Source organism: Holdemania filiformis DSM 12042, assembly GCF_000157995.1.
Taxonomy (GTDB): Bacteria; Bacillota_I; Bacilli_A; order Erysipelotrichales; family Erysipelotrichaceae; genus Holdemania; species Holdemania filiformis.
Genome location: NZ_GG657561.1, coordinates 238,541 through 251,422 on the forward strand (window position 1 = coordinate 238,541; position 12,882 = coordinate 251,422).

The 12,882-nt window shown below is 33.7% G+C and carries 9 protein-coding genes; all 9 read left to right on the plus strand.

Annotated features, from left to right (window positions below; all coding sequences use genetic code 11):
- Positions 1-381: tyrosine-protein kinase family protein (locus HOLDEFILI_RS19895; protein ID WP_006060407.1), on the plus strand; the 381-nt coding region annotated here is incomplete at its 5' end.
- Positions 378-1,124, plus strand: a complete 747-nt coding sequence (locus HOLDEFILI_RS13785) for a tyrosine-protein phosphatase (RefSeq protein ID WP_006060408.1) — start codon at positions 378-380, stop codon at positions 1,122-1,124. The genes HOLDEFILI_RS19895 and HOLDEFILI_RS13785, both read left to right, overlap by 4 nt.
- A gap of 58 nt (positions 1,125-1,182) precedes the next feature.
- Positions 1,183-2,553, plus strand: coding sequence for a sugar transferase (locus HOLDEFILI_RS13790; protein WP_006060409.1), 1,371 nt, complete (start codon positions 1,183-1,185; stop codon positions 2,551-2,553).
- Positions 2,554-2,860: 307 nt separating this feature from the next.
- Complete coding sequence (locus HOLDEFILI_RS13795; RefSeq protein WP_006060410.1) at positions 2,861-3,928, plus strand: glycosyltransferase family 4 protein; 1,068 nt, start codon at positions 2,861-2,863, stop codon at positions 3,926-3,928.
- Entirely contained in the window at positions 3,929-4,933 is a 1,005-nt protein-coding gene (locus HOLDEFILI_RS13800; RefSeq protein WP_039865065.1) for a GHMP family kinase ATP-binding protein, read from the plus strand.
- A gap of 1,361 nt (positions 4,934-6,294) precedes the next feature.
- Positions 6,295-7,578: an O-antigen ligase family protein gene (locus HOLDEFILI_RS13805; RefSeq protein ID WP_006060413.1), complete on the plus strand. Its 1,284-nt coding sequence runs from the start codon at positions 6,295-6,297 to the stop codon at positions 7,576-7,578.
- A 730-nt stretch (positions 7,579-8,308) separates the two neighbouring features.
- Complete coding sequence (locus HOLDEFILI_RS13810; protein WP_039865066.1) at positions 8,309-9,682, plus strand: lipopolysaccharide biosynthesis protein; 1,374 nt, start codon at positions 8,309-8,311, stop codon at positions 9,680-9,682.
- A gap of 20 nt (positions 9,683-9,702) precedes the next feature.
- Entirely contained in the window at positions 9,703-10,839 is a 1,137-nt protein-coding gene (locus HOLDEFILI_RS13815) for a polysaccharide pyruvyl transferase family protein (RefSeq protein WP_006060415.1), read from the plus strand.
- Positions 10,840-11,552: 713 nt separating this feature from the next.
- Positions 11,553-12,881: a D-glycero-beta-D-manno-heptose 1,7-bisphosphate 7-phosphatase gene (gene gmhB, locus HOLDEFILI_RS13820; RefSeq protein ID WP_006060416.1), complete on the plus strand. Its 1,329-nt coding sequence runs from the start codon at positions 11,553-11,555 to the stop codon at positions 12,879-12,881.
- Position 12,882: the final 1 nt, after the last annotated feature.

The following is a 12,882-nucleotide window of genomic DNA, read 5'->3' on the forward strand; positions in this document are numbered from 1 at the left end:
TTCGCTTCCGAATTTATCCAGTCGAATGCGCTAAAAGAATTTATTGAGGAGAGAAAGAAAGAATACGACTTAATTCTTTTGGATTGCCCTCCGGTTGGATTGGTGACCGATGGAATCGTGGCAGCTTCGTATTGTGATGGAACGATTTTAGTCTGCGCCTCAAATCGGAATGACCGGAAAGAATTGCTTCGAGTCAAGGATCAGTTAGAACAGACACAAGTGAATGTTATTGGAATCGTCATGACCATGATGCCTGTTCAGCGAAAATACTATAACAGCTATGGCTATCGATATAGTGATACTCAAAAAAAGATAACACAGAAGAAAAAGAAGAATTCAATCATTTCATCCATTACGAAAAAGAGTGATAAAAAGAAATGATCGATATTCATAGTCACTTGATACCAGGAGTGGATGATGGAAGTCAAAGTTTGGAAGAATCGCTCTCTTTGTTAAAGCAAGCTGAACAGGACGGCATCACAGAACTGATTACAACACCACATTTCATGAAAAATGGAGAATTCCGGATGAAAGCACCTGAGCTTGTACAACGATTCAATGAACTAAAACAAGTTTACAAAGGGCCGATTAAGCTTCATTTAGGGAATGAGCTCTATATTCATCCAGACTTACCAGAACTGTTAGAAAAGGGTGAAGTCTTAACACTTGCGGAATCAGAAACTATCCTAGTCGAGTTTCCATTCCAAGACTACAAAGATGAATATGATGAAATTCTTTATGAGCTGGCACTAAGATATCGAATCATTATCGCGCATCCAGAACGGTACAGTTATGTTCAGGATAACCCGAACTTTTGTCTTCGATGGCTGAATGAGGGCTATCTTTTACAAGCAAATCAAAATAGTTTATTCAAGAAAGAGACAAACAAAACTCTTATTCCGATGATTGAACATGGTTTCATTAGTTTTATTGCTAGTGACGCTCATAATCAACATAGAAATTTGATGCTAAAGAGTGCAATACAATTGATTACCAATGAATTAGGAGAAGAAAAAGCGAGACTCTTATTTAAGGAAAACCCGAAAGCTGTGATTAATAATCAAAAATTAAGAAATTCAGAATATAAAAAGATTAAGAAAAAATCTTTTTTATTTTGGAAATGAATATCACGAATATTGTTGAGTTTCAAGGGGTAAGTAAATAGAATTTGGAGGGAAGGTTATGGCTAAGTTTAAACAAGATTTATTACTTCAATTTGTCAAAATCATGAATGTTGTTATGGTTACAATTCCTTTTGTTATAAATTGGCTCGCATATTATGCAGACGGAATAACATCAAAATACTACATAAAAAATCTGCTTTTGATAATATTAATTTTTACCATTCTCTTTGTCATTTTAGGAAAAGTTTACGATAGTTTTACTATTTCCACGCAGAGAATATCAGAACTTGTATATAGTCAAATTATAACGATTCTGTTCTGCGACTTTATTATGTTTATCATTATATTGTTGATATCTAATCAATTATATAATATTTTGCCAATGATCGTTATGTTTATTGAGCAAGTATTAATGGCTATTTTATGGGCTTATTTTGTGCATCAATGGTATTTTCGTACCTTTCCACCTAAGACAACTGCAATTATTTATCAGCAATGCAATAAAGTAGGAAATTTAATTCATGATTATGGATTAAGTAAAAGGTATGATGTGAAACGTGTAATTAATGTGAGTGAATGTATTCAAGATTTAGCTGCATTATCAGGAATTCAGGTTGTTTTTTTAGATGAAATACAAGAGCCAGCGCGGAATAAAATTTTGAAATATTGTGTTTCTAAAGGAATTAATGTTTATGTCATGCCTTTTACGGAAGATGTAATCATGTGTGGAGCTGCTTCATTTCCAATGTTTCATTCAGCAATGTTTCGAGTAGGAAGATATAAACCATCAGTGGAGTATTTGATAGTAAAACGTGTCATGGATATTTTATTATCTGTAATAGGAATCGTATTAACAAGTCCAATCATGCTTGGAACAGCTATAGCAATTAAGTTTACTGATGGAGGACCTATTTTTTATAAACAAACACGGCTAACAAAAGATGCAAAGGTATTTTCCATATTAAAGTTTAGAAGTATGCGGGTGGATGCTGAAAAAGATGGAATCGCCAGATTATCAACTGGAGATAAAGATAATCGTGTTACTAAGGTAGGAAGAATAATTAGAAAATGCAGAATTGATGAGTTACCACAATTGTTCAATATATTACAAGGAACTCTTACACTTTGTGGACCTCGACCGGAAAGACCAGAGATTGCGGAACAGTATTGTAAGGAAAATCCTGATTTTGCTTTACGATTGCAGGTGAAGGCTGGATTAACCGGTTATGCTCAAGTATATGGAAAGTATAATACTTCGCCTAAAGACAAGCTAATGATGGATCTTCTTTATATTGCTCATCCTAGTATTATTAAAGACATAAAATTAATATTGGCGACAGTTAAAATTTTATTTATTCCTGAGAGTACAGAAGGGGTTTCAGAAGGGCAAATAACAGCAACACAAAGTATATCTGAAATAGGTAAATAATCTTCCTTTTATCTAATAGTATAGAGGATAGATATTGGCTTTAAGTGTAGCTAGAAATGAATGTAGGTCTTCGATAGGCATACCATTTGGAGTTGTAGCCCTGTTTTGGAGATAATTGTGATAAGGATATGATAACTTTTATCTAATGTATATTGAATATAAAGCTGAGGATTATCATCTCGAGAAAAACACTAATATTATAATTTTTTTCTAAACTTGGTGGAGAAGTTTTTTTAATTTAAGAAAAAGAACGGATCGGACTCCTTGGGTAGAATATAAATGGTTTTTAGTAGGAGAGGAATTAGAAATGAAGAAAGTGCTTCTTGTGACATTTTCAGATAATGCGGATCATCAAGATACATTATTTGGAATGTATGAAGAAATGAAAAAGCAGAGTACGTGGGACGCTTATTTGCTTTGTATTAAAACTCCAAAGGTCGAACTTCAGATGTCGGATCATACATGGCTGGTTGATTGTCCAGATCGTCCTGGTATAACTAAAAAAACTTTCGATCTCCTAATGTTGTTTTCAATAGTTCGTCATATTCAGAAAGAACGTTTTGATGCAATCTATTTTGAAAGTTTACATACGTGGAATCTACCTATTATGATGATGTCCGGCAAAGTTAAGATTTTTCAGGTGATCCATGAGGTTATTCCACACGAAGGGGACAGTCAAGTTAAGATGATTAATCTGATGAACAAGGCAGTGGTCAAGTTTGCAGATACGATTGTTCTACGGAATAAGAAATACATTCAAACTATGATTGACAGATATGATATCAGTCCTGATCGTGTAAAATATTTGGAATTATGGCGTCGATATCCTGAATATATAGCTCCTGTACATAGCGGTCGTGTTTTATTCTTTGGGAGAATCAATCCATACAAGGGTGTTGACAACTTGTTAGAAATAGTCAGGCTGTGTCCAGAAATTCAATTCAATGTGATTGGACGGGTTGATCCACAGATGCAAGATGTTGTGGATCAGCTTGCCAAAGAAATGAATGTGAAGCTAAACAATGATTATGTCACTGATGAAGAAATGCGAAAAGCATTTATTAATTGTGACTGGGTAATTGTGCCATACAATTCAGCTTCGCAGTCAGGGATTATTATCGATGCTTATAAATATAGTCGTCCTGTAATTGCTTTTGTCGTTGGTGCAATTTCTGAACAAGTTGATAATCATAAGAGTGGATATCTCGTGAGAGCAGGCGATAATAAAAAGTTTGCAGATATTCTGAAAAAAGCTATGAATCTGAATATAGATGAGTATAATGCGATGAGTCGATATGCTTATCAGTATGGTAGCAAAAAGTATGCAACACCTGGTGCTGTAGAAAGATTTGTTAAATTGTTGGAGGAAAAGTAAGTGATTATTACAAAAACACCTTTCCGCATGTCTTTTTTTGGCGGTGGTACTGATATGGAAAGTTTTTTTAAAGAATATGGTGGAGCAGTTCTATCAACAACATTCGATAAGTATTGTTATGTCAATGTTCGTCATTTGCCACATTTTTTTAACTACTCTACAGAACTTTCCTACTCGAAGACAGAGCGAGTGACTGATATTGACGATATACAACATCCCGCTATTCGTAATGCTATGAAATTGCTTGATATGCATGAAATTCGTCTTACATATGAAGCAGATCTTCCAGCGCGTTCGGGTTTGGGAACTTCTAGCTCTTTTGCAGTTGGAATGCTGAATGCATTCTATGCCTTAAAAGGAAAATATGCAGATAAAAAAAAGCTGGCCGATGAAGCAATTTATCTCGAACGAAATCTTTGTCAGGAAGCTGGTGGTTGGCAGGATCAGATTGCAGCCTCTTTTGGCGGATTCAATCGCATTAACTTTAGTGCTAATGGTTATGAGGTACTGCCAGTCATCATTTCTCCAGAGCGTAAAAGGCAGCTTAATAATAATTTGATGATGTTTTTTACTGGGTTTACCCGCTTTTCATCTGATGTTCAGAAGGTAAATGCGCTAGGAGCGTTGGATAAAACTGTACAGTTAAAAGAAATGCTGACGTTAGTTGATGAAGCTGAACGTGTTTTGACAGATGTAAATGCAGATCTTGATGATTTCGGACGAATGCTTGATTACACTTGGAAGTTGAAGCGACAGATTGGTTCTGCAGTGTCTAATAGCAGTATTGATGAACTGTACGATAAGGGGATAGGTGCCGGTGCGTTGGGAGGGAAGTTGCTGGGGGCTGGTGGCGGTGGATTTCTTGTTTTTTATGTACAGCCTGATTATCAGGACTCTGTGCGCTTGGCAATGCGAGATTTAATGCACATTCCATTTGAGTTTGAAAATGACGGTACAAAGGTGATTTACTATACACCCGAAATATATGAACCGAAAGGATATTAATAATAATGAGTAGAATGCAGTATAACAAAAATCTTGATGATGTTCTTTATGGGGTTTACGCGCTTTTCATTTGATATTCAGAAGGTTAATATTGAAAAGGCCTAGTTAAATGATTTAACTGATTGTTCGAGGCAGATATAAAAAGGCTTATTTTCTAATGAAAAAAGTCTATTTAAAGAGAACCTTGTTATTTTCGGGTTCTTACTCGGTTTAGGGTAGATATAGAATATCTATACAAAGAAGCATGTAGAATAAAACGCTAACTAAAGCTTTATCCTGTCTGACCATTTTCCTTTGCCCAAAATCGATTAAGAACCTATTTGTGACCGTGGAATTTTAGAATAAAATTATATTTAATAAGTTTTAGAAGCAATGTTAAAATAGTGAGTGGTATAACTTTTGTTAAAAGCGATATAACTGTGCTTGTGTTTAGCTTTATAGAAAAAATTAGACTATTCACAACGGAAAAGTCGATATATTAGTAATGATATTTTTATTAAAATTTGAAGATTATAAAGAATGTATTATAAGTGAGTTTTATGATTTTAAAAGTTATATGTTACTAATGTCTGGAATTTAATAAAAATTAGTGTATTGGATAAGTTATAATATAAATTTACGGATTTGTGAGCTAAAGAGCAGTAAGTGGTTAGTTGATATAATTCAATATATTTTAGGTTTCGACAATTATCAATATGGAGTTCTAACATCTTACGCATATAATCCTTGGAAATTTCTTAAAGTAAAGGAATAGTACGTGAAATGTAATTAGGTGTTCTGGTATACTAGCTTGGGCATGAATACGTTGAAATCTCAAGTTAACAAGATTTTTGATGTGAATTTTTTAAATATCTATTTCATGCCTTTTTTATTTATTATAAAACCATTGTATTGAATTATTACAAAAATGAAGCCAGCAAAAATAGAGCGTGTTCTAATACTTTTTTGCATGATACTAGAAATTAAGATTTGAGGAAAACATATCGAGGTATGAAAATTTTATTATTGATGTATTTCTTATTGTGCTTTTTAATTACAACAATGTTTTTAGTGTGCACCAAAAGAAATATAGTATTCAAAAAGAGCTGGTAAGATATTGAATATTTGTTTTCGAGATATTGCTCTTTTTCATCAAATATAATGTTTTTTCTGCGATAAAAAAAGAATGACAATATTTGATTATATTTAATAGTTTGGATTCCAGAACTATTAAAATACAGAATAAACCTAAATAGCAAAAGTATAGTTATGCTTGGGTGTCTCTAGCATTAGGTGGAATATACTGAAACTGAAATAAACTGTATTGATATTCAATAAAATAAGGCTCAGTTCGCGCGAATCCATTCACTGGAGGTTTATGTATGGTGACTATTATAAGTATTATTTCTATTTTGGCATATATAATTTCATTATTTAAGCTTAAAAAAAAATGGCTTGAACAACAGATAATATTTTTGATTATTTATCTTATTGGATTGGCAATTGTAGGTGAATTGGATGTTTTGCTTCCGATATATTTTGTCGTTTCATTATTTCCTTTTATAAAACATATAAGAAAAATATCTTTTTTTACGGGAATGATTATACTATACTTTGGCTTATATTTGATGTATGGATTAATAGTTCAAAATACAATAGGAACACTTGTTACATTCATTGCAAAAATATGGCAATTTATCGTGTTCTTTATAGTATATGATTCTGATATAGTCTTTGAAAAAGAAAATTATAAAAAAATCATAAAGATGTCAGTAATCACAGAAACTTTATTAGGATTTTATTTGATGATGACTAGTACAATTGTAGACGCAAATGGACTGGTTCGTTTAGTGTCAAATGCACAACCAATTACAGGAAATATTTCAACGGTAATTTTACCGATATCGGTATATTACTATTTGAAAAATAGAGAGAATAGCAAAAGAACAAAGTGGTTTATGTCTGTTAGTTTAATTATGCTAGTGTGGATTGTCCTCTCAGGTACAAGAGGATATACTATCGAATTTGCTGCATCAATGGCATTGATTTTCTATGATTACTTTACAAATGGAAAAGTTGGACGAATCTCACAAAAAAATCGGATACTCACAATTGTTCTGTTAGTAATAATGATTTTTGCTAGTACTGTTGCTGTGCCTGAAATTTTTGAGAAAGTCCAAGACATATTGAGACTGAAATCTTCTGTTGGGATACGGACTTTTGAAAATGCTGCTGTAATAGAATTTATGAAAAATGCGTCATTTTTTGCAGCAGTGTTCGGAATTGGATTAGGCGGACAAGGTGGAAGCTATCCAGAAATGCAGGAGGCACTATATAGACAATTCAATCTTGGTATGTGGAATAGAAATCATTATCTAAGTGATAGTGGTGCATTATTTCATAATCTGTATGCGAATGTGTTTATGTGCTTAGGCATTTCTGGATTATTTATTTTGATAATTATAAGTATAGCACTGTGGAAGCGAATTACATATTCATGTAAAAGCAGTGCTTGGATTAGAAGAATAATGCATTTATTTCAATTAAGCTTTTTATTTGTGAATTATTATCGTTGGTCAGCTGTTTGCGGAATTTCTGAAATGATTATATTTGCATTGGTTCTTAAGCTTTTAAAGAACGATACGATGGAACAAAATTTGGAATAAGGAGAGCGGGATGGGAAATTAGTAGTATAGTACCAGTTATAATAATCGGCGAATTCGTCAAAAGTGTAGTCACTATACTAAATAGGGGCTGATTATGGAGTAGTAGTCATTGGTGATAGTTCAGACAGAATAGTTAATATTCTTAAAAAGAAACAATAGGTTCTGCAAGGAATATTAGGTTTAAGCATTGCTGTTAGAAAATATATAACTCTGTTGTCATGAAAGACGAAGAGATTGAGAATACTTTAATAAAAGTATCGTATATCTTACTGGCTAAATGCTGATCGGATAGAATATTAAAATACATAATTTCAAAGAAATGAAATTCCAAGAAGTGGATGTATAGGTATGCGATTTTTCTTGCGTGAGGAGCTGTTTAGTTGTATTGAATAAACCTACTAACTGGAATTTCTTGGTCTTATCAAAATCTGTTTGATGAAGTTTTTATAGTAAATAAAAATGAACTGTGGTTATTCTTTTGTTATTATCAGCCAATGGGCATCTTAAGTTTTTTTTGATAATTTAGATAACAGAATATTGATTGGTTTTTATTTTCAGGCATAGACAGTCATATATTAAGAGTCAAAAGATTTTAATGATTAGTGCGAATTGAATGCGAGGAAATTCACACTGGAGAAGCTCTTAACTCTAAGAATCTTCCATAGTTTAAATGAAAATGTAAATTAAAAGATTGTAATATTGATTAGCGAAAAGATCGCAGAGGTGTATAGTGAATATTGTATTTGCAATGATATTAAGCGTTGGAATTAAGGCAATTTCCGCAATAGTGGAAATTGCTATTCAAATGCTCATAACAAATGGAGTGGGTGTGAGAGAATTTGGAGAGTATACATTTTTTGTTAGTTTGATTGAAGGAGCATATTTCATACTATTTTCAGGGAGCATAAAACTAAATACATTTTATCTGTCAACGCCATCTATAAACTTGTCAAAGTTTAAAAAGAAATATAGATTGTATTTTGTCACTCCCATTATTGTCGCAATTGTTACGATATATGCGCTGATGAAAAACCCATATGGTATACTAGCGGGGATTATTCTTTATATTTATTATTTTGCTTTTGATACAAGTAGTGTGTTCTTCTCAAGGGGAAAACAACTTCCAGCATTGGTAGGAGAATATTTGTTAGGAAGGATTGTTTTATTAATCGGGATGCTTGCAGTTATGAAGTTAAATATGGCATCTGGAATGATACTTTTAATGCTTTATGGTTTGCAGTTTATTACGATGCTTTTGTGGTTCACACCTTACAAGAAAAAGTTGCAATTGGGTAGAGATGAAGTAGATGTATCATTAAAAAAATTAATGGAATATCAAATTTCAGACGTCGCTAATAGTCTCATTAGCTATTCGCCGACAATTTTGCAGTATTTTGTTGGTGGTGCTTTCACTGCTGGTTTTACAGGGATTATTTCTATTGTTAAGCGTTTCATAAATTTCATTTCAGGACCAACAACAAAGGTATTCTTGCCGGAATTCTCTAGATTGTACAAAACTGGACAGCAAGAAAAATTGGAACAATCCTATTTGATGATTGTACGTATCCAGATGGTTTTTATTGGAACTATTGGCTGTGTTTTGATTGGGTTTCCTAACCTTATTTTAAAAATGTTTAGTCCAGATTTAATTCAGTATTCGTCTGTTTTTACTATAGCCGCATGCAGTCTGCTCCTAGTGGCAGGTATAGGGCCGGTAACAGGCATATTGCAAATGACGGGCGGAGAGAGGATTTGCAACCGAAATCAGTGGATATCTATCGGTGCAATGATAACAGTATGGTTTTTCTTTCGTAAAGAATCATTATTTGCAGTGTATGGCTTATGTATTCAGGCGATTATAGAGGGGGGAATGAAATATTATTCTGTTTGTAAGAGATTCAAAAAAAATATTGTTCCAGTAAAAAATTATGTACTTTTGTGGCTTCCGGTGGGAGTTATTAGAATTGTTGTTGATGTAATTGGATGGCAATATTCTTTTGTTGTACTTATTTTAAGTACGTGTGCTGTGCTTGTATGGAATGCAACGTTTGCTATGCAAGATCCAATGATAAAAAAAGCAATCATAGAAAAGATGAAAAAATAACAAAATAAGAGGGTGTGAAAATGAGAAAAAATAGGATAAGTCGACAGATGAGGGATAAGCGATCTGGGGTAACCACGGCGAGCAAGGGCGGGATTATGCTCTGGGGGTGGTATGGATTTGAAAATCTTGGTGATGACCTTCTTCTTGAAACGATGATAAATCATCTGAATGGAGATATCACAATTCCTATGAAAGTTCCATATGCATTGCCAAATGTAAATCAAGTGACACGAAATTACAGAGTATTTGCATTAGGGGCATTTCAACATGATGTAGTGATCATTGGGCCAGGAGGATTGTTCCCCTTTGATAATAAATTTAAAGTGTTACTCTATTATATAATAACAAAACTGTGGATTTTGATGGGACGAAAGGTAATCTTTTTCGGCATTGGTATTTCGGAAAAAATGAGTGATCTAAGCGCATTCTTATGGCGTAGAATGGCGAGAACTGCTGATCTCTTTATTCCTAGAAGTGAGAAAGTTCTAGAACGGCTTGGATTACCTGAATCAGAGACAATTCATTCGATGGCTGATTGCGTTTTCGCTTCTGAGGCGGCTCAAGAAAACAAATGTAATGAAAGAAACAGAGTAGTGATATCGGTAGCAAACCTTCAAAATGATAACAATGAAGCATTTAAAAATGCTGTTGAAAAATGGAGTAGCGTAGTGAATGAACTCATTAAAAAAGGTTTTCTTGTTGACCTAATAGCGTTTACGAAAGAAGCAGATGATAAAATGATTGATGCTATATTATCCACCCTCAAAATGGAGGGGGGAAGACCAATATACTACAAAGAAGCGGCCAAAGCTGTAAGAAGCTGGAATAAGTATAAATTTGCGATATGCATGCGTTTTCACTCGCTTGTTTTATCAATTTTAAATGATGTTCCAGCTATTCCTATTGCTTATGGTCACAAAACATTTATATTGGCAGAAAAATGTGGACTGGAAATTTATACATTGGTTTGGAATACATATCAAAGTGAATATTTTGGGCGAAGTTTTGATATCTCCTCGGAAGAAATAATAAAAAAAGTTAACATGCTTAATTTTAACATAAGTGATGTTAAGAGAAAAATTGCGATACATAGGGAAGACCTTATTGCATCCTCATCTGAAGCATTTGCTCAATTAGAGGCTGTATTGTCTAAATAAAGCATATTAGAGAGAAGATCTGAAAGAGACACGAAAACCTTGAAATAGAAGCGCAGAGTACTTAGGAAACGCATTAAGTAATAGAATTAAGTGAAATTCAGGATTTGATGCTTGAAGTTATAATATGTATTAATGAAATTTACAAAGTAAAAGAAATTTCATATTATTTTCGTATATAAGTCGTTTCAGGATAACTTTTTGTGATGGGTTTATCCTGTGCAAATCTTTGCATAAAAAGAGCGTTCCAATTGTTTTAGCGTAGAGTTTTTAAGCCAAGGAAAACATCGATCATATACGGACTTATTTGAAATTTTTGAATTGTAAGCTAATTGCCGTATAGATATTTCTTGAGAACTAGTTATTTTGTTTTGATTAAAAATAATGGATTGTCGCAACGGATGCATATGACTCACTTTTTGAATATGATTCAAAGCAAAAACTAAGAGTCTAATTTTATGTTTCAAAAGTCCGTAATTCCAGTTTCAGATGTGAGTGTGTAACAGAAGTGTCCGTAAGTTGTTTAAATTTGTTGGGGATGCTAAGTTATAATACTTTTACGAACCCTTTTCAAGTTTCTTTCGTGACTTATGCGAGAAAGAAATCAATGCGAATCAAACAAATATTAATATTACAACAAAGAAGACTTAGCCTGCTTGAGGGCTATATTTTTATGAAAAAGAGATATTAAAAAAACTGAGTGAGGAAAAGCTAAGATGAAAACAGTAATAATGGCAGGTGGCAAAGGAACACGTATTTCTTCTGTCGCTAGTGATATACCAAAACCAATGATAAAAATAGAAGGGAAACCAGTTCTGGAACATGCGCTGGAATGCCTGAGGGATCAAGGATTTACGGATATTATTTTGACTATTTCTCACCTTGGCAACATCATTATGAACTATTTTGGGGATGGTTCAGTCATTTCTCCCGCAACAGGAAAACCCTTTGGAGTTCATATTGAGTACTACTTTGAGGAAAGACCACTAGGTAATGCCGGTGCACTTTTTAAAATCAAGAACAAGTTGGATTCAGATTTCCTTTTGCTAAATGCAGATTCTATATTTAGTGTTGATTTTAATCGCTTTGTAGATTTTCACAAGAAGCATGGTGGGCTAGTTACTCTCTTTACACATCCTAATAGTCATCCTTATGATAGCGGACTAATTGTTGCTGACGAAAACAATATGGTTGAGAAATGGTTGGCAAAGGAGGATAATCGTCCAAAATACTATCATAATCGTGTCAATGCAGGGCTTCATGTCATTAATCCGAGTGTTTTGGAACAGTGTGGAATTATTGGAGACGATGTTGGAGCAATGACTGATAATGGAAAAAACTACAAAGTTGATTTGGATCGCCAACTACTAAAGCCACTTGCAGGTACAGGAAAGATGTTCTGTTATAACAGCCCTGAATATGTTAAGGATATGGGAACACCGGATCGCTATTATTTAATCTGTGATGATTTCAAAACAGGACGTATTTTAGCAAAAAATTTAAAAAATATGCAGAAGGCGGTATTCCTTGATCGTGATGGAACCATCAATAAATATGTAGGTTTTCTTCGAAATATCGATAATTTTGAGTTAATAGACGATGTAGCGAATGCAATCAAAAAAATCAACACATTAGGCTATTTGGCTATTGTCGTCACCAATCAACCTGTAATTGCGCGAGGAGAAGTATCTTTTAAGGAATTAGAAGATATACACAGCAAAATGGAGACTCTTCTAGGTAAAGAAGGTGCATATTTGGATGCTATTTACTTTTGTCCTCATTATCCGCATAAAGGATATGTGGGGGAACGTCCAGAGTTGAAGTTTGATTGTGATTGTCGCAAGCCAAAGCCAGGAATGCTGCTAAAAGCTGCAAAGGATTTCAACATTGACTTATCGCGATCTTGGATGGTTGGCGATAGTAAAAATGACATTATAGCGGGACTAAATGCTGGTTGCCGAACTGCTTTGATTGGAAGTGAGCCCTATGGTCAGACAGTAACGGTTTCTTCACTTAAAGACTTTGTAGATCAGCATCTGATATAAG

Excerpts from the sequence above, each read along its gene's own strand:
- HOLDEFILI_RS13785 (WP_006060408.1), top strand. The coding sequence starts at position 378 with ATGATCGATATTCATAGTCACTTGATACCAGGAGTGGATGATGGAAGT.
- HOLDEFILI_RS13790 (WP_006060409.1), top strand. The coding sequence starts at position 1,183 with ATGGCTAAGTTTAAACAAGATTTATTACTTCAATTTGTCAAAATCATG.
- HOLDEFILI_RS13795 (WP_006060410.1), top strand. The coding sequence starts at position 2,861 with ATGAAGAAAGTGCTTCTTGTGACATTTTCAGATAATGCGGATCATCAA.
- HOLDEFILI_RS13805 (WP_006060413.1), top strand. The coding sequence starts at position 6,295 with ATGGTGACTATTATAAGTATTATTTCTATTTTGGCATATATAATTTCA.
- HOLDEFILI_RS13815 (WP_006060415.1), top strand. The coding sequence starts at position 9,703 with ATGAGAAAAAATAGGATAAGTCGACAGATGAGGGATAAGCGATCTGGG.
- gmhB (WP_006060416.1), top strand. The coding sequence starts at position 11,553 with ATGAAAACAGTAATAATGGCAGGTGGCAAAGGAACACGTATTTCTTCT.